The 17,766-nt window shown below is 35.3% G+C and carries 13 protein-coding genes and 2 tRNA genes; 11 read left to right on the forward strand and 4 right to left on the reverse strand.

Translation table 11 applies throughout. The features are described from left to right. Positions 1-21: 21 nt before the first annotated feature. Together KKH39_03180 and KKH39_03185 are read right to left on the reverse strand one after the other, a co-directional pair. Positions 22-98: transfer RNA gene (locus KKH39_03180), tRNA-Lys, on the reverse strand. 169 nt (positions 99-267) lie between these two features. After that, a complete protein-coding gene (locus KKH39_03185) occupies positions 268-2,079 on the reverse strand; it encodes an arginine--tRNA ligase (GenBank protein ID MBU1203016.1) in 1,812 nt (603 codons plus the stop codon). A gap of 209 nt (positions 2,080-2,288) precedes the next feature. On the opposite strand from KKH39_03185, the gene KKH39_03190 reads away from it, so the two are divergent. The 10 genes from KKH39_03190 to KKH39_03235 all read left to right on the forward strand — a co-directional run bounded on the left by KKH39_03190 (position 2,289) and on the right by KKH39_03235 (position 13,974). Continuing rightward, positions 2,289-4,961 (forward strand): HAD-IC family P-type ATPase, encoded by a 2,673-nt coding sequence (locus KKH39_03190; GenBank protein MBU1203017.1) that lies wholly within the window; start codon positions 2,289-2,291, stop codon positions 4,959-4,961. Positions 4,962-5,079: 118 nt separating this feature from the next. Continuing rightward, on the forward strand, positions 5,080-5,901 hold the full coding sequence (locus tag KKH39_03195) for a hypothetical protein (protein MBU1203018.1): 822 nt from the start codon (positions 5,080-5,082) through the stop codon (positions 5,899-5,901). A 251-nt stretch (positions 5,902-6,152) separates the two neighbouring features. Then, a tRNA-Asn gene (locus KKH39_03200) sits at positions 6,153-6,228 on the forward strand. Positions 6,229-6,270: 42 nt separating this feature from the next. Continuing rightward, on the forward strand, positions 6,271-8,031 hold the full coding sequence (locus KKH39_03205) for an ABC transporter ATP-binding protein/permease (protein MBU1203019.1): 1,761 nt from the start codon (positions 6,271-6,273) through the stop codon (positions 8,029-8,031). Positions 8,032-8,150: 119 nt separating this feature from the next. Next, a complete protein-coding gene (locus KKH39_03210; GenBank protein MBU1203020.1) occupies positions 8,151-9,881 on the forward strand; it encodes an AAA family ATPase in 1,731 nt (576 codons plus the stop codon). Positions 9,882-9,893: 12 nt separating this feature from the next. Next, complete coding sequence (locus KKH39_03215; protein ID MBU1203021.1) at positions 9,894-10,190, forward strand: Smr/MutS family protein; 297 nt, start codon at positions 9,894-9,896, stop codon at positions 10,188-10,190. Between the two features lie 242 nt (positions 10,191-10,432). Then, positions 10,433-11,410 (forward strand): hypothetical protein, encoded by a 978-nt coding sequence (locus KKH39_03220; protein MBU1203022.1) that lies wholly within the window; start codon positions 10,433-10,435, stop codon positions 11,408-11,410. Further along, the gene (locus KKH39_03225) at positions 11,407-13,134 is read left to right on the forward strand and encodes a [FeFe] hydrogenase, group A (GenBank protein ID MBU1203023.1); all 1,728 of its coding nucleotides are present in this window, start codon (positions 11,407-11,409) and stop codon (positions 13,132-13,134) included. Before KKH39_03220 ends, KKH39_03225 begins: the two co-directional genes overlap by 4 nt. A 12-nt stretch (positions 13,135-13,146) precedes the next feature. Continuing rightward, on the forward strand, positions 13,147-13,659 hold the full coding sequence (locus tag KKH39_03230) for an iron hydrogenase (protein MBU1203024.1): 513 nt from the start codon (positions 13,147-13,149) through the stop codon (positions 13,657-13,659). A gap of 60 nt (positions 13,660-13,719) precedes the next feature. Next, entirely contained in the window at positions 13,720-13,974 is a 255-nt protein-coding gene (locus KKH39_03235) for a hypothetical protein (GenBank protein MBU1203025.1), read from the forward strand. Between the two features lie 44 nt (positions 13,975-14,018). On the opposite strand, the gene KKH39_03240 is transcribed toward KKH39_03235, so the two are convergent. Beyond that, positions 14,019-15,470 (reverse strand): hypothetical protein, encoded by a 1,452-nt coding sequence (locus KKH39_03240; GenBank protein ID MBU1203026.1) that lies wholly within the window; start codon positions 15,468-15,470, stop codon positions 14,019-14,021. Positions 15,471-15,474: 4 nt separating this feature from the next. Then, entirely contained in the window at positions 15,475-16,029 is a 555-nt protein-coding gene (locus KKH39_03245) for an RNA polymerase sigma factor (GenBank protein ID MBU1203027.1), read from the reverse strand. 115 nt (positions 16,030-16,144) lie between these two features. On the opposite strand from KKH39_03245, the gene KKH39_03250 reads away from it, so the two are divergent. Beyond that, on the forward strand, positions 16,145-17,764 hold the full coding sequence (locus KKH39_03250) for an HlyD family efflux transporter periplasmic adaptor subunit (GenBank protein ID MBU1203028.1): 1,620 nt from the start codon (positions 16,145-16,147) through the stop codon (positions 17,762-17,764). Positions 17,765-17,766 lie beyond the last annotated feature (2 nt).

The following is a 17,766-nucleotide window of genomic DNA, read 5'->3' on the forward strand; positions in this document are numbered from 1 at the left end:
CCGATTGGCTGATATTATAAGTGGTGCGCCCAGTAGGATTCGAACCTACGACCGTCTGCTTAAAAGGCAGCTGCTCTACCAGGCTGAGCTATAGGCGCGTATGAAAATTGAAATTGATTGTAAATAAATACTAGAGAGCCTAATATCGCTAATTAGCGAAGCCTGGAAGGCTGCCTGCCCCGTAGCTTTAGCGTAGCGGGGAGCTTATAGGCGCAAAAGCAAAATTACGAGGCTTAGTATATGGTATTTTGGCTGTTTTGTCAATATCTACATTTGCTCAGGTGCTTCAATTCCCAATAACTTTAGGCCTTTAGCCAAGGTCTCTTGGGTTAATAGAGAAATATTTAGCCTAATTTGTTTAGTATTATCATCTTCGGCATTTAAGACAGAGTGATGCTGATAAAAATTATTATAACTTTTGGCTAATTCAAAAAGATATTGATTGATCAGACTGGGATTATATTCTTTGGCACTTTTTAAAGTGATATGAGGAAATTGTAAGATAGTTTTGACCAGTTTTTTTTCTTCAGTATTAAAATGACTGGTTTCGAGGTTCTTTATTTTTTTTATTTGTCCGGATTTTTTTAGAATACTAGAAATTCTAGCATGGGTGTATTGTATAAAAGTACCAGTGTAACCGTCAAAAGAAATAGATTCACTTGGTTTAAATACTATATTCTTTTGCGGATTGGCAGAAAGCATAAAAAATTTGAGTGCTCCCAAGCCTACAATTTTAGCAATATTTTGTTTTTGATCATCGCTGGTTTCAACTTTTTTTTCAGCTTTGTTCATTACTTCTTTAGCAACATCAGTCATAGTAGCCATCAAATCATCAGCATCAGCTGTCTTGCCTTCGCGGGATTTTATTTTGCCGCCAGGTAGAGATACCATGCCATAGGAAAGATGATAAAGATTATCAGCCCATTTATAACCCAATTTTTCCAAGGTCAAAAATAATATCTTAAAATGGTAGTCTTGCTCATTGGCAACTACATAAATACCCTGGTCAAATTTGAATTTTTTATATCTTTTGACGGCTGTACCCAAATCTTGAGTTAAATATACAGAAGTACCGTCAGCTCTTAGGAGGATTTTTTCGTCCAGTCCTTTTTTGGTCAAATCAATCCAAACAGAACCGTCATCTTTTTTGTAAAAGGTATTTTTCTTTAGGCCCTCTCCAACAATTTGTTTGCCCAAAAGATAAGTATCACTTTCAAAATCCAGATGGTCAAACTCTACACCTAGATTTTTGTAGGTTTCTTCATAGCCAATATAAACCCAATCATTCATCATTTTCCACAAGCGTCTGACATCTGGGTCATTGTTTTCCCAAGCAATCAGCATAGCATGAGCTTTTTTCATCCACTGGGAATGATTCAAAAATTCTTCTTCAGCTTTTTTTCTCTCTAGATTTGGTAGTTTAGCCAAATCAATATTTTTTTTCTTAAAATATTTGTCTTGTTCTTCTTTTAAAACTTGGCCGAATTTTACATAATATTTTCCCACTAGGTGGTCGCCTTTCATATTGCTCGTTTCAGGTGTTTCACCATCTGCAAATTCTTGCCAGGCCAACATGCTTTTTACTATATGTATACCTCGGTCATTTATAATATTTACAGCAATAGTTTTGTAGCCATTAGCTTTGAATATACTTATTAGGCTTTGGCCAATACAGGCATTTCTGACATGTCCGACATGTTGAGGCTTGTTGGTGTTTGGTCCAGAAAATTCTATCAGTACTTTTTGGCCTTTTCCGATTTTGTTTTGCCCAAATTTTTTATTGTCAGCTATTTCTTCCAGTGATTTTTTGACAAAATGTCGGTTTACAAAAATATTGAGATACGGACCAATGTTTTTTATTTCTTTTATTAATTCATTTTTAACAAATGATTTGGCTAGTTGACTAGCTATGTCATTTGGTTTTTTTTTGCTTTTAGTGGCCAGCTCAAAACAAGCAAAGGCATAATCACCTAGTTTGTCTTCGGGCGGTAAATCCAAATCAAAATCATCCAATTCTATAGATAATATTGACCGGACATTTTCTTTTATATTTTCTTTTATCTGTTCTAAGGCAGTCATATGTTTACCCTGTTAAATAATATTTAAGCATACTTAAATATTAAATTCAAATTTCTTCTTATTTTGTTTATTAGTTTTTTAGCTTATTATATTCTTCTATTATTTGAATTTATTATATCAAAACTTGAATTTATTTAACAGGGTAATTTCAATAAAATTCAAGCGTGGTCATATTTATTATTTGTCTATATTTATGTTATAATATAGGCATGTCTGAAAAAGAAATAGCTTGGCATAGTTTGAGTTCAGCCCAAGTTTTGAAAAATCTAGACTCTAGTGAAAAGGGCTTGAGTTCCCAAGAAGCAAAAAAACGTCTAACAAAATATGGTTTTAATTTATTGGCAAAATCCAAGCATTTTTCTGCTGGGGCTTTATTTTTCTCACAATTTAAAAGTGCTTTAGTTTATGTTTTGATAATAGCGGGATTTATTTCTTTGTTTTTTGGTGAATATATAGATTCGTATGTTATTTTTTTGGCGGTTATCATAAATGTTATTGTTGGTTTTATTCAAGAATTCAAAGCCAATAAATCATTGGAAAAATTAAATGAAGTGGTCAAGCAAGAAACAATAGTTTTTAGAGATGGGCAGGAGCTAAAAATAGAATCTCATAATATTGTAGTGGGGGATATTATAATTCTTGAATCAGGTAACCGTGTGCCAGCTGATGCACGTTTGATTTTAGCAAATGATTTGGAGGTAGATGAGGCTACTCTTACCGGAGAATCTTGGCCGGTGAAAAAAAAATTGAACTCTATTGATATAGGTACTGTATTGGCCGAGAGGACAAATATGGTTTTTATGGGGACCTTGGTCGTTGAAGGTAGGGCTAAGGCAGTGGTAGTAAATACTGGTTTTACTACTGAAATGGGCAAGATTACTGTGTTGTTGAAAGAAACAGAGGATGAAAAAACACCTTTACAGGAAAGATTAGACAATTTTGCCAGAAGTATTACCAAAATAATAGTTGTTATTGCTATTTTTTTGTTTATTTTTGGGATATTAAAAGGTCAGGAATGGTCTCATATGTTTACATTGGCGGTAGCCGTGGCCGTATCGGCAATTCCAGAAGGATTGATAATAGGTATGACTATGATTCTAACTGTAGGTATGCAGAGAATCCTAAAACACAATGGTTTGGTCAGGCGTCTGATTTCAGCTGAGACACTGGGATCAACGACTGTGATTTGTACAGATAAAACTGGCACCCTAACCGAAGGCGAAATGAGAGTGACTAGTATAATTACCAGCAGCCACCGTTTTGATTTGTCTACCGGCTCATTAAAAGATATTCTCTCAAAAACTGAAATTGATATTTTGGAAAAAATTTCTTTTTTGTGTAATGATAGCTCAATACAAAATATAGATCAGGCAGCTGACGATTGGTCTATTATTGGCAGTCCAACTGAAAAAGCGTTAATTATATTTAGTGCAAACAATAGTAATGTCAGAAATTTGAGCAAAGAGCATCCGCGAGTTCAAGAAATACCTTTTGATTCTGGTAGAAAGTTTATGATTACCCGTCATCATTTTGATACTAAGCGTGATATCATATTTATCAAAGGAGCACCGGAAAAGATATTGTCTTTTTCAGATTTTTATCAAAATGATAAAAAAGTTACCAAAATTTCAAGTTCGCTAAAGAAGCGTTTTGATGAAGATTGGCAGAATTTGAGCAAAGAGGGGCTTAGGGTTTTGGCTGGAGCATATAGATTGGTACCTAAGGATTTTAAAGATTTTGAAAAATGTAAAGATAATCCTAATAATTTTATTTTTGTAGGTATTTGGGGTCTGTCTGATCCACTGAGGCCCGAGGCCAAAGAAACTTTACAAAAAACTTTGGCGGCTGGTATTAATACGGTGATAATTACTGGTGACAACAAATTTACAGCCAAAAGTATTGCCAAGGAACTCGGATTACCAGTCAGCGATAATAGTATTGTCACAGGTGACGAGCTACTTCAAATGACGGATGGAGAATTAAGCAAAAGAATTAGAGATATCAAACTTTATGCTAGGGTCACTCCAGCTGATAAATTGAGGATTATCAAAGCCTGGCAGAGTAAAGGTGAGGTAGTTTCTATGACTGGCGACGGAGTCAACGATGCGCCAGCTCTTAAGGCAGCTGATACAGGTGTGGCTGTATCAAGCGGTTCTGATATAGCCAAAGAAACCGCGGATTTAGTGCTTTTGGATAATAATTTTTCCACCATAGTAATGGCAGTCAAACAGGGTAGAGTTATTTTTTCAAATCTCAAAAAACTTATATTATATCTTTTGTCAGATGCATTTTCAGAGGTTATATTAATTACCGGTAGTTTTATATTGGGTATGCCTTTGCCTATTTTGGCTGCTCAGATATTGTGGGTAAACTTGGTTGACGATGGTTTTCCAGCTCTGGCTTTAACCATGGAGCCGGAAGAAGAGGAAATCATGAACAAAAAACCGGATAGAGGCAGCTCTTTATTAGATTTTGAAAGCAAATTTATTATTATGATGATCAGTTTTTTGACTGGTAGTGCTAGCTTGTTGATATTTTGGTTTATTTCTCAAAATACACATGATGAGGATTTAGCTAGGACAGTTACTTTTACTTTTTTGGCAATTAGTACTTTGTGCTATGTATTTTCTATTAAGAGCCTGGAAAATAATATTTTTAGGTCTCATCCTTTTAATAATAAATATTTAAATGGAGCTGTTTTCATAGGACTGATTACTCAATTGGCAGCTGTTTATCTTCCTTTTTTTAATAAGTTTTTAAGGACAAAACCAATAGGCTTTTATGAGTGGCAGGTTATTATTTTATCTATCTTATTTTTGATAGTTTTAATAGAAATATCAAAGTTCATATTTATCAAATATAATAGAAAGTTTTCAAAATAACTTAATTTATTGACAAATATATATATTTATGTTAAACATATATGTTTTTTAGTTTCCGGAATTATGAGGATAATTCACGGAGGAAGCAAGTAGTACACTGAACAAAGGAGTTGTTGCAATGGCTCAAGATAAGCGGATCAATGCTCACCTGAGTAAGTTGTCTCTGGATGAGCAGGAAGCTTGTTCTCTGGTTGGCGGCTACGGTAGTCGTCATTTATCACCGACTTTTGTCTACGATTTTCGTCTCTTGCCGGAGGTCGTGATCTACTCCGGACCAAGTCGCTGTTGCCTGCGACGCATGATCAGGCAAGCCGAGAAGACTGGTAGCCGCAAGGCCTTGATCATGGATTTGGCTGATCGCACCAGGGTCAGCAAGCGATCTGTCCGTCGTTGGTTTAGCCTGAAGGCCGAACCCGGGCTCTTCCACTGGCTGGCTCTGCAGTACTTCATGTATTTCAAAGGATATGTGTCCCACGAAATCAGCATGCTGCCGGACTACGCCCGTAGTCTGATTGAGTCTGTTATCCAGGACAAGATCAGTCTCGGACAGGTGGCTCAGCGCATGGGCTGCAATCTGAATGATCTTGGAGAGCTTTTCCGAGGAGAGCGTCGGCTCACCTCCAAGGATAGACTCAAGATGTTGATGCTGGTCAGATATTTGAGTGATCAGCAGCACAATGAGGCTGTCCTGGCGGTGGCGGAGCTGGATCTCAACGAGGAGGGCGATACTCAGCTGACTGATGAAGGCATTAGTCAGGTTGCGCGCTATCTGCCTACTTTCGGACAAAATCATCGTCAGATTTTGGCCGGGGACAAGGCCAGCGACAGCACCAAGACTGATGGCGAATCGGCCGTCAAACGCAAGAAGAACACCAAGCGCAAGATTCGTCGCAACCGCGCGGCCAAGCGCAAGGAAAAGGAGAACGACAAGGACTCCTGATGACAAGTCCCCGTCGGAAGTGCCAAACACTTCCGACGGGGATATTTTTTTATTCTGATTTGACAGATTGGCTAATATTTGGTTAAATATAATTAATACTAATAAATTTAAAAGAATTTATGTTTGGAAAAGTCTTAAATAATGTAAATAACGCTAACCGATTGTTGTGACCGGGGACTTTTTATATATTGATTTAAAAAAGAAAATATCTCAAAGTTGTCGGTCACAGAAGGCCGATTTTTTTATCGCTTTCCGGGGTAGTTGAGTTGGTACAACGCCACGCTGTTAACGTGGATATCGCAGGTTCGAGTCCTGCCCCCGGAGCCACCGAGCTCAGCTCAATAAAAGTGTGCTATAATTATAAAACTTATGCAGTATTTGACAAAACAAACATTTAAAATTTTTTGGGAACACTTGCTAAAGTATAAATGGCAGGTTTTATTCATTTTGTCATCTATTACACTCGCTTCAATTGGCAATATTATTGGGCCACTTTTGTATAAAGATTTTTTTGATATTTTGAGTAGTTCAGGAGATAGTATTGATAAAGTACCAATGCTCAAAATCATTCTGATGAAGGTACTAGCTGTGTATATGATAAGTTGGTTTTTTTGGAGGGTCTCTACTTTTTTGACCACTTATTTTCAGACTCATGCTATGGCCGATATATCCAATTCTTCTTTTGCATATTTACACAAACATTCCATTTCTTTTTTTAATAATAGTTTTGTAGGATCGCTCGTCAAAAAAGTAAATAGATTTTCTAGGGCTTTTGAGGTTATCACTGATTTAATATTTTGGGATTTTTTGCCAATTTTGGTAAATATATCTTTGATTATTATAGTGCTGGGCAAAAGAAATATATGGTTAGGCCTTGGTATTTTGACTTGGACTATAATTTATATGTTGATTAATTATTATTTTTCTTTATATAAATTAAAATACGATGTAGAAAGGGCTAGTCTCAACTCCAAGGTTACTGGAGTATTGGCCGATACTATTAGCAATCATCTTAATGTCAGATTGTTTAGTGCTTATAGTAGAGAAAGAAAGCGCTTCAAAGATGTAAATAGTGAGTATCAAAAAATGCATCAATTTACTTGGAATTTGGCCAATTATTTTGAAGCTTTCCAAACATTACTGATGACTGCTTTGGAAATTGGTGTGATGTATTATGCTATTTCTCTGTGGCAAAAAAATATTATTAGTATTGGAGATTTTGTTTTAATTCAGACTTATTTAATCAGTATAATAATGAGGCTCTGGAATTTTGGCCGTATTATTAGAAAATATTATGAAGCTATGGCTGAGGCAGAAGAGATGACTGAAATATTGGAAACTCCACACGAAATTCAAGACATTAAGAGTGCCAAAACACTCAAAGTAAGTGGTGGTCAAATACAATTTCAAGAAGTAGATTTTTCTTACCACAAAACTCGGGAGATTATTTCTGATTTTAATCTAGATATTAAGCCTAAAGAAAAAATAGCCTTAATTGGTCCATCGGGCAGTGGCAAATCCACTTTAGTAAATTTGTTGCTGAGAAATTATGATATTGATAGGGGTGGTATTTTGATTGATAAGCAAAAGATTATCGGTGTCACACAAGAGTCTTTGTGGCAAAATATAGCTTTGGTCAATCAAGATCCGGTGTTGTTTCATAGGACACTCAAAGAAAATATACGTTACGGAAAACCAAATGCTAGTGATAAGGAAATTAAAAAAGCTGCTAAGTTGGCCCACGCTAATGTTTTTATTGATAATTTTACTGAAAAATATGAAACATATGTAGGCGAGCGTGGGGTCAAACTTTCGGGTGGTGAAAGACAGCGTGTAGCTATTGCCAGAGCTATTCTCAAAAACGCGCCGATATTGGTACTTGATGAGGCTACTTCATCTTTAGACTCTGAATCCGAAGAAATGATTCAAGACGCACTGGCTAATTTGATGAAAGATAAAACAGTAATGGTCATTGCTCATCGTTTGTCTACTATTATGAAGATGGATAGGATAGTTGTCCTTGATAAAGGTAAGATTGTAGAACAAGGTACTCATCAGGAGTTGATCAATAAAAAAGGCGGTTTGTATAAAAAACTTTGGGAAAAGCAAGTGGGCGGTTTTATTGCATAAGATAATATGGCTAATAAATATCAATATTCTACACGAAACATTAAGCTTGTGTTATAATTTAAATATAATAAATTGCAGGCATCAATGTGCCTTTTTTTATTAAACTTTTAAATAAAATTATGAAACAAGAGACAGCCTTAGAAATTTTGAAATCAGGAGCTAATGTTTTTTTGACCGGTTCAGCCGGAACTGGCAAAACTTATCTTTTGAATCAATATATAAATTATCTAAAAGAAAGAGATATAGAATTAGCTATTACTGCACCGACAGGTATAGCGGCTTCTCATATAGGTGGTATTACTATTCATTCTTTTTTTGGTGTTGGTATTAGAGAAAATATAGATGATTATTTTTTGGATTCTTTAATGCAAAAAGAATATCTGTTCAATCGTTTCAAAAAATTAAAAGTTCTCATTATTGATGAAATATCAATGGTATCGCCCGAGCTGTTTAAATCTATGGATAAGATTTTGCGTAATTTCAAAAATTTACACCAAGCTTTTGGGGGAGTTCAATTGGTATTGTCGGGAGATTTTTTTCAATTACCGCCAGTTAGCAAAAGTACAAGTGATTTGAGGTTTGCTTGGCAGGTAGATGCTTGGCGAGAAGCAGACCTGAAATCTTGCTATCTTACAGAAAAATTCAGACAAAGTGATGAGACACTGATAAATATTTTAGATGAAATTCGCTCAGGTCAGGTATCTCCAGAGTCTATGGAAGTTTTTAAGACTTCTTACAAAAAAGAATTAAAAGTAGATTTTAAAGTCACCAAACTTTATACTCACAATAGAGATGTAGATAAAATAAACGAACAAGAATTAGCTTTGTTGCCAGGTCAGCATATATTTTTTCAGGCTAGAAATAAAGGGGCCAAAAAAGATCTAGAGAAAATTTTTAGCACTTCTTTGGTAAGTGAAGAGTTGGTACTCAAAAAGAAAGCTTTGGTTATTTTTATTAAGAATAATTATGAAGCTGGTTATATAAATGGCACTTTGGGTCAGGTGATAGATTTTGATAAAAACACTGGCTTACCTGTAGTTAGGATTTTTTCTGGCCGAAAAATTGTAGTAGAGCATGAAGAATGGAAATTAGAAAATGCCAAAGGAGAAATAAAGGCAATAGCTAGACAGATTCCTTTGCGTTTGGCTTGGGCTTTGACTATCCACAAATCGCAAGGCATGACCCTAGATGCTGCCGAAATTGATTTGTCGCAGACTTTTGAAACAGGTCAAGGTTATGTAGCTTTATCCAGAATAAAATCTATTGAAGGTTTGAGACTCATGGGACTCAATGATGTGGCTCTCAAAGTTGATAAAATTATTTTGAGTGTTGATAAAAAAATCAAAGAAGCATCAGACTCATACGAAAAAAAATTTGCTGAATTTTCTCAAAAAGATAAAGAAAAAATGTTCAAAGATTTTATTATTAGAAATGAAGGCACTGTGCAGGAAGACAAGATAAAAGAAAATAAAAAGAAATTTAAAAGTAAATCACAAAATATAAATACATCAACCAAAGAAAAAACTTTGGAAGTTACCAAAAAATTATTAGCCAAAAAGAAAAGTATAATAGAAATTTCAAAAGAAAGAGGGATATCTGAAAATACTGTTTTAGATCACATAAAAAAGATTTCCAAATTTTGGCCAGATTTTGAGCTGGATTATTTGAAGCCCAAAAAGAAAGTTTTGGACAGGATTTTTGAAACAACAAAAAAAATTGAAGCAGAAAATAACAAAGATAATTTATTGGCGGATGGCACTGTAAAATTGAGAGTTATTTTTGAAGCTTTGGGCGAAGAAATTCCTTATGAGGATATAAAAATGGCTTTGATATTTTATTATAAAAATTAATTAGTTATTTTTATGTCTAACAAATATCAACATTTTAATAATGCCCAGGCTGAGCTAGATTTTCATAATCGTGGCCCAATGACCAATCAGCAGATTGTTGATTTGGCCGATAAATTTATTCATCAATCAGCGTCTGAGGGATGTAGGACTATAGCTATTATTACGGGTGTAGGTATACATTCCAAAAATGGTCCGGTCATAAAACCATTAATTGAAGATTTACTTAGAAGTCATCCCTTGGTTCTCAGTTTTGCTGAAGGAAAATTTGCTCAAGGTGGGCAAGGAATGTTTAAAATTAAATTGCTTTAATATTTTACTCAGCCGTGTTTGATACGGTTTTTTATAAAAAGTTTTTAATATAAATAAACTATTTTGTCAACCTGCGAGCTTGGGTCAACCTCGCAGGTTGTAGTAGAACTTTTTGTTAAAATGTTGTATAATATATTTATTCTTTTAGGTGTTTATAAAATTATATATAAAAATTTATTAGTTTTTTAGCACGGTTTATAAAACACGTGGTATTTTTTTTATAAAAAATTCTAAAGAGTAAAATGGCAAACAAAAACATAATAGAAAAATTACAATTAGCTGATTTACGCGGTAGAGGTGGCGCTAATTTTCCCACTTATATAAAATGGCAGACTGTTTTGGAAGCAAAAGGTAAAATTACTTATATTTTGGCCAATGGTAGTGAAGGAGAGCCGGCTACCATGAAAGACGCTTATATTATTGAAAATTATGCTGAGGATTTGATTGACGGCATCAAGATTGCTTTGGGCGTCTTCAAAAACAGTCAAGCTTTTATTTATTTACGCAAAGATTATTTCAAAAAATACAAAAGAAAATTGGAAAAATTGATTGGTGATTTGCCGATTACAGTTGTCCGAGAAAAAGGTGGTTATTTGTCTGGTGAAGAAACAACAGCTTGTCAGGAGATAGAAAAAAAGATTCGTCGTCCACGACTGAGGCCACCATATCCAGGTCAGGCCGGTATTTTTGGTATGCCTACTTTGATAAATAATATTGAGACTTTTTATTATATATCTCAAATTGCCAAAGATAAATACAAAAAAAATAGATTTTATACTATCTTGGGCAAAGTAAAAAATAAAGGAGTTTTTGAATTACCTATCAACTGGCCAATAGCCAAAATACTTCAGGAAACTGGCAACTGGCCAAAATTTGAATTTTTTTTACAAGTAGGCGGTGGAGCCAGCGGTGAAATACTTTTGGCCAATGAAACAAAACAACTGGCCGGTGGGAGTGGTTCAATAGTTGTTTATGACAAAAATCAAACAGATCCTTGGGATCTTATGAGAAATTGGTTGGATTTTTTTATGAATGAAAATTGTGACAAATGTACACCCTGTCGTGAAGGTACCTATCGTTTGATGCAAATGGTCAGAGACAGAAAATTTGATGAGCAGATTTTGGATGATCTTTTATTTGTTTTGGAAAATACTAGTTTTTGTGCCTTGGGCAAGTCAGTAGCTATGCCATTTAGGTCGGCAGTTAAAAAATTATTATGAAAAATAAAAATATAAACTTAACAATCAACGGCAAAAAATATACAGCCCAAGCAGGGGAGACTATTTTGGATGTGGCCAGACGCAATAATATTCATATTACTACTCTCTGTTATCATCCGGATGTCAAAATTCAGGGATCTTGTCGTATGTGTATGGTAGAAGTAGAGGGGCAAAAGGGTTTGCAGGCTTCTTGTACTACTCCGGTGTCTGAAGGGATGAAAATTATTACAGATTCAGAAAATATTTATCGGGCAAAAAAAGTAAATTTAGAATTGGTTTTTTCTGAACATTGTGAGGAATGTAATGATTGTCTGTATTTTCAGGATTGCAATATAAAAAAATATGCTAAAGATAGCAAAGCAAAAATTACCAGATTTCCTGACAGAAAAAAAAGCTATCCAGTCCACAAATTCGGACCAGCCATAGAATTTGATTCTTCCAAGTGCATTGATTGCGGACTGTGTGTAGAAATTTGCAAAAAAGAAGGTGTAGATTTTTTGGAGTTTAAGAAAAAAGGCAAGTTTTATGAAGTCTTGCCGTCAGCTAAAATTTCTAAAGATTGTATATATTGCGGGCAATGCCTGACTCATTGTCCAGTGGGAGCTTTTGAAGGAGTGGGCGAATTTGAAGATGTAGATAAATATATTGATTTCAAAGGCAAAACAGTAGTATTTCAGTTTGCTCCGTCAATACGCTCTACTATTGGAGAAGAATTTGGTATGCCATATGGGTCAGTAGTTACTGGCAAATTGATAGCGGCTATTCAAGCACTGGGGATTAAACATGTTTTTGATGTATGTGTAGGAGCGGATATGACCACTATGGAAGAGGCCAAAGAATTACTTGATAGAATAAAAAATGATAAGCCACTACCGATGTTTACTTCTTGTTGTCCGGCTTGGGTAAAATATGTAGAGTTTTTTCGTCCTGATATGATTCCTCATCTGACCACTGTCCGCAGTCCTCAACTTATCATGGGCGGTATTATCAAAACATATTGGGCCAAACAAATGGGACTCAAAGCCAAGGATATTATAGTAGTAGGTGTGATGCCCTGTGTAGCCAAAAAATATGAGATAGAAAGAAGTCAGGTCAAGATAAATGGCATCAAGCCAGTTGACCAGATACTGACTACTCGTGAGCTGGCTTATCTTTTTAGAAAAAAGAAAATAGATTTTAAAAATATCAAACCAGTCAAACCCAACTCTCCGATTCATGCTTCCAGTGGGGCAGCAGTAATTTATGGAGCGTCAGGTGGTGTGATGGAATCAGCCTTACGGGCAGCCTATCGCATGGCTACCGGCAAAGCAATGCCAAATTTGCAACTCAAACAGGTCAGGGGGATTAAGGGTTTTAAAAAAGCCAATATTAAAATAGGAAAAAAGACTTTGAAGGTAGGAGTAGTCAACGGTATTAGTAATGCCAAGCGAATTTTAGAGGAGCTAGAAGCCAATCCCAAAGCCTATGATTATGTAGAAGTAATGGCTTGTTTTGGTGGTTGTATTGGTGGTGGTGGTCAGCCAGTACCAGTAGATGATGAAATCAGAATAAAGCGCTCCCAAGCTTTGTATGGAGTTGATGACAGACAAAAAGTACGTAGTGCCGAAGCCAATCCTATTATACAAAAGCTGTACAAAGAATTTTTTAAAGATCACATTACTACTCATTCAATTTGCCATACCTCATTTGTCAAAAAGAAAAAAGAGGTATATCCTAAAAAATAACAAGACAAAAATATGACATTTACCAGAACTTTAGCTTTGGATAGAGCCAAAACAATCGCTATTATACAATTTGTTACCTTGTTAAGTATTGCTACAGTTGCGCCCTTTTTTCATCAGCAGTGGCTGACCGGGCCGATTGTCAATGCCATGTTTTTGATAGCCGTAGCACTTTTGGGTACAGAGAGCGCAATTTTTTTGGCGCTGCTACCTAGTACTATTGCTTTGTCAGTCGGTATGTTGCCGGCAATTTTGGCACCGATGATTCCTTTTATAATAATTAGTAATACCATTCTGATTTTAGGTTTTTCTTATTTGAGGGACAAAAACTTTTGGCTTGGTGTGATAGTTGCTAGTTTCTTGAAATACCTTTTTCTTTGGTCAACCAGTTTTGTTGTAATAAATTTACTTATAAAAAAAGAATTAGCTACCAATGTCTCAGCTATGATGAGCTGGCCACAGTTTGTAACGGCAGTTTTAGGAGGAGTGATTGCCTACGGATTTTTGAAAAGCATCAAGAAAATATAAATTACAGATTTTAAATACCCCACAACAGTCCTTACCCACCAGCTTAAGGAGGTGATTTAGATGAGTCAGGGTAGTATCGACAGGGAAGGAGCCTTCATCGACATCACAGTGCCTGTCGAATTTGCCCAGGAAATTCGTGACCGACTAAGTCAGTGCGAGTCTTACACTCTTGATCAAAACAATTGTCATCAGGATCAGGAGGTGGCGCACATACGCATAATCCTCAAGGTCATGTCCAGAGGGGCATGTTACCAGAAGATCAAGGAGATCGGTCAAGAATTAGGGATTTCTGTCTTGGACAAGACAGCAGGCTGAAAAAAATTCCCCGCGAAGCGAAGCTTCGCGGGGAATAATTTTTTTTATCTTTCTATTAGTGGCATAGGAACACCAGGTTGATCTATAGGTGTGAGTCGGCTATCTACAATATCTTTGGCCAGGGGTACTACTACTGTTTCTTTGTAGTAATATCCCTCAGTCGGTTGTTCTAGGACTGGAAATACTAGGGCTGGCACAAACAATTGATATGATTGCATTCCATCGTAGTGCCAGGCGCTGGTATAAGCTAGTTTTGGTTCGCCTAATTTTACTTCTACGATTTCTGAATCTTGGGCATAATATATTGGCCATCCACCACCTTGTTCAGCTAGTTTTTTCAGTCGGTTGGTGTCAGTTTCCATGTCATAAAGGGAGCTTTGGTATTTTTGACTGCTAATACCCCAGGCGCCTGATGCTCTATTTTCACGGATATTTATATTCACCCTTAGACCAAATTTTCCACCATATTCTTCGTATATTTCCTGTTCATTTATAATTTGTGGGTAAACTACTGATATCATCTCAGGTATGTAATAATAGTCCTTTTCTGGTGAGTTTTCATAATATAATCTCCATTGATTGTCCACGCTTGGCTCGCCGTATTGGCTGATGTCTATTTTTTTATCAGCCAAAAATTTGTCGGCAATACTTATTAATTTTTCGTCACTTGGTATTTGTTCTATTTTTATAGGCTCATTATATTGAGGTTGTGGCCATCTTTCCCAGTTTTCTGAAATAGAAATTATACCTTCATATAAATCTACATATAGTGAATATCCGTAGTCTCTATCTTCCGTAATATTGAAGTTTCTGAGCTGGGTATTTTTGAATGAACTCATATTGAGATCTTCAAATTTTGTCTGTTGTATCATTTGAGCTAGTGATGAAGCAGCACTGGAGCCTTTTATTTTTTTGTATACTGGCAGTTGTGACTGATCAAAATCAATTTCACCATCATAAATATATTTGTATGATACAGGCATAGGAGCAATCATTTTGCTGTCAGCCATGGCAGAATCTGTGCCGGTGATACCGCCACCTCCACCCAAGCCTGCGGCCTCAGCAGTAGGAGCAGTGCCTCCTGAATTATCAGTTAAAGAGCCAAAAGCTCTATCTTGTATTGGTAGTACTTCAAAAGAAAAATTTGCCTTTTCAGTTTTATTGGCTAGTTTGAGTTGGCCAGGAGTATCTTTTGATAAATTTGGTAGAACTATTAAAAGAACGACTAAGGCAGCGCCCCCAAGGGCATAAAATAATTTATTCATAAAATTGTTATTAGTTTTTAATTTTTGTTTCATATCATCCTGTTGTTTTATTTGATTAAATTTTTCCAAAAGCTCACTGCGCAGCTGGCTTTTGAATGATTCGTCAAATTTTACTTTTGGACGAGAAGCAATCAGTGATTCTATTATTTTTATGAGCTCTGGTTCATATTTTTTTAGGCTTTTGTCAGCCAAGTAGAGCTCGTCTAAAATTGTTTGTATATTTTTGTCCATATTTTTAATTGATGATTAGAGTAATAAATAATATGAGAATTGTTAGAGACAACTTGAGTTGTTTTATGGCTCGGGAAAATGTCATTTTGCAGCTACCTTCTGATTTGCCGACAATCTGAGATATTTCTTTGTATGACAGTTCATTCCAGACACGCATTATAATTATTTCTTTTTGCTGAGGACTTAGGCTGTCAAGTTTTTCAGTTATTTTTTCTAGCTCTTGTTTTTGACTGATGTTTTCTTCTAATTTTTTGTCATCATAAGTCATAAAATTTTCTTCTAGGCTAGTAGTTTCTTTGTTTGATCGGTAATAATCTATTAGGTTGTTTCTGGCAATTTTATATAGCCAGGCTGAAAAAAAGCTAGAGGACGTATCAAAGCTTTGTATTTTTTCTAAGGCCTTGCTAAAAGTCAGACTGGTTAGATCTTCGGAAGTTTCTTTGTGGCTAGTTTTGTAATAAATGAAACGGTAAATTTTTTGAAAGTATTTGTCGTAGAGCTGACCAAAGGCAGCGCTGTCGCCATTTTGACAATTTAGGATTAATTGTTTTTCTTCCATATTTTTGTTATCTCACTATATTATAACGAATTTTTCGTAAAAAGGTAACATATATTGACAAAAAAGCTAAAAAATGCTAATTTGGGCAGACTTATTATAATATTAAAATCTAAATATGAAGACTTATTCACTAAAAATTCGTTTCTTATCAATTTTGTTGATTTTGCCATTTTTTTTGGCTGGATGTGGACAAAATAATGATGAACAGACAGAAACTACTATTAAAAAGAAAGTAGAAGTACAACAGGTTGTAAAACAAAATCAGGTTTCATCCAAGCTTTTGGCTAGTGGTACAGTAGTCCCAAAAGAATATAGCTTGATTCGCTCTCTTACTCCTGGAACCATAGAATATTTAGCTCCGGTGGGTTCGGAAGTAGTGGCCGGACAGCCGCTATTTTCTATAAAAGATTCGGGAGTAGAAAATAATTATTATAATAGTTTAAATAATTTTCAACAAACTCAGATAACTAGTAATCAGCGTATTCAACAAGCCGAGCTGGGTGTAAATAATGCTAAAGCTAGGTTGGATTTAGCTAGAGTTCAATACGATAATACTGTTATTCAAACTGAACAGAATACTGGCAACATAGAAAATTCGGCTATTGTTGCCTATGGTTCAGCTTATAATACTTTAAGCCAGTTTTTATTGTTTTTAAATAGTAGTGTTAGCTTTGATAATCCAGTATATATTTATGAAAATATATTGACAGCTCAATATCAATTTTCAGTAGATACTAGATGGCAGTTTTTAAAGTCTGTTAATGAATATAAAACTTTAGCTACTCAGATAAGTTTGGAAAATTTGGATGGTGATTTATTTAAAATGCACAAAGTACTTTTAGAAAGTAAGTTGTCGGTAGATAATACTATTATTTTATTACAAAATGCTATACCAGGCGCTAATTTTACATCAACAAGTATAGAAAATGATAAATTAATTATAGCTGGTTACCAAACATCTATTAATCAACATTTATCTAATATTATTAGTATTATAAATAGTGTAGAAAATATTAAAATAACAAATAGTCTAGCCATAAATAATTCTCAAGCGCAGCTTGATTTGGCAGAAATAGAATATAAAAATTCTGAAATTGCTTTACAAAATGCCAAAGATGGAGCTGACTTGGAGCAAAGCATATCTCAATCACAGTTTGATATGGCCGCTTATAGCTATAATAATTTATCAATGCCCTCACCTTTTAGTGGTACAATTTTGTCGCATTTTGTCACTGAGGGTGAGCAAGTATCAGTCGGAAAAGAGCTGGTGGAAATTGGTAATCTTTCTTTGGTAGAAATTAGCGTTGATGTAGATGTAGATTTTGCCAAAGCTATAAAACTTGGCGATGAAGTAACTATTGATCAAAAATATAAAGGCATTGTTTCAGAGATTGAGCCGATTGGTGATCTAAAAAGTGGCAAAATCAGCGTCACAGTGCAAAGCCAGGAGGCCGGTGATGGTCTAGTGGCTAGTAGTATTGCTGAAGTAGAATTCAATCTTCTCTATGAGGGGCTTGATACCATGGTCATTCCTATAAAATCCGCTACTATTGAAGCTTCTGGAAATTATGTTTATACAGTAGAGGACGGAAAAATTGTCAGAAAAAATGTGACTTTGGGTCAAATATATGGTGACAAAGTATCTGTAGTTAGTGGTCTGGAAGAAGGTGAAAATCTGGTGATTTTAAATGGTGTATTTGTTTCCAGTGGAGAAGAAGTGGAAGTCATTGAATAATA

This window comes from Patescibacteria group bacterium, assembly GCA_018819405.1.
Lineage (GTDB): Bacteria > Patescibacteriota > Patescibacteriia > UBA1558 > GWA2-36-10 > XYD1-37-29.

Coding starts and splice junctions, on each gene's coding strand:
- KKH39_03185 (MBU1203016.1), bottom strand. CDS start 2,079: ATGACTGCCTTAGAACAGATAAAAGAAAATATAAAAGAAAATGTCCGG.
- KKH39_03190 (MBU1203017.1), top strand. CDS start 2,289: ATGTCTGAAAAAGAAATAGCTTGGCATAGTTTGAGTTCAGCCCAAGTT.
- KKH39_03195 (MBU1203018.1), top strand. CDS start 5,080: ATGGCTCAAGATAAGCGGATCAATGCTCACCTGAGTAAGTTGTCTCTG.
- KKH39_03205 (MBU1203019.1), top strand. CDS start 6,271: ATGCAGTATTTGACAAAACAAACATTTAAAATTTTTTGGGAACACTTG.
- KKH39_03210 (MBU1203020.1), top strand. CDS start 8,151: ATGAAACAAGAGACAGCCTTAGAAATTTTGAAATCAGGAGCTAATGTT.
- KKH39_03215 (MBU1203021.1), top strand. CDS start 9,894: ATGTCTAACAAATATCAACATTTTAATAATGCCCAGGCTGAGCTAGAT.
- KKH39_03220 (MBU1203022.1), top strand. CDS start 10,433: ATGGCAAACAAAAACATAATAGAAAAATTACAATTAGCTGATTTACGC.
- KKH39_03225 (MBU1203023.1), top strand. CDS start 11,407: ATGAAAAATAAAAATATAAACTTAACAATCAACGGCAAAAAATATACA.
- KKH39_03230 (MBU1203024.1), top strand. CDS start 13,147: ATGACATTTACCAGAACTTTAGCTTTGGATAGAGCCAAAACAATCGCT.
- KKH39_03235 (MBU1203025.1), top strand. CDS start 13,720: ATGAGTCAGGGTAGTATCGACAGGGAAGGAGCCTTCATCGACATCACA.
- KKH39_03240 (MBU1203026.1), bottom strand. CDS start 15,470: ATGGACAAAAATATACAAACAATTTTAGACGAGCTCTACTTGGCTGAC.
- KKH39_03245 (MBU1203027.1), bottom strand. CDS start 16,029: ATGGAAGAAAAACAATTAATCCTAAATTGTCAAAATGGCGACAGCGCT.
- KKH39_03250 (MBU1203028.1), top strand. CDS start 16,145: ATGAAGACTTATTCACTAAAAATTCGTTTCTTATCAATTTTGTTGATT.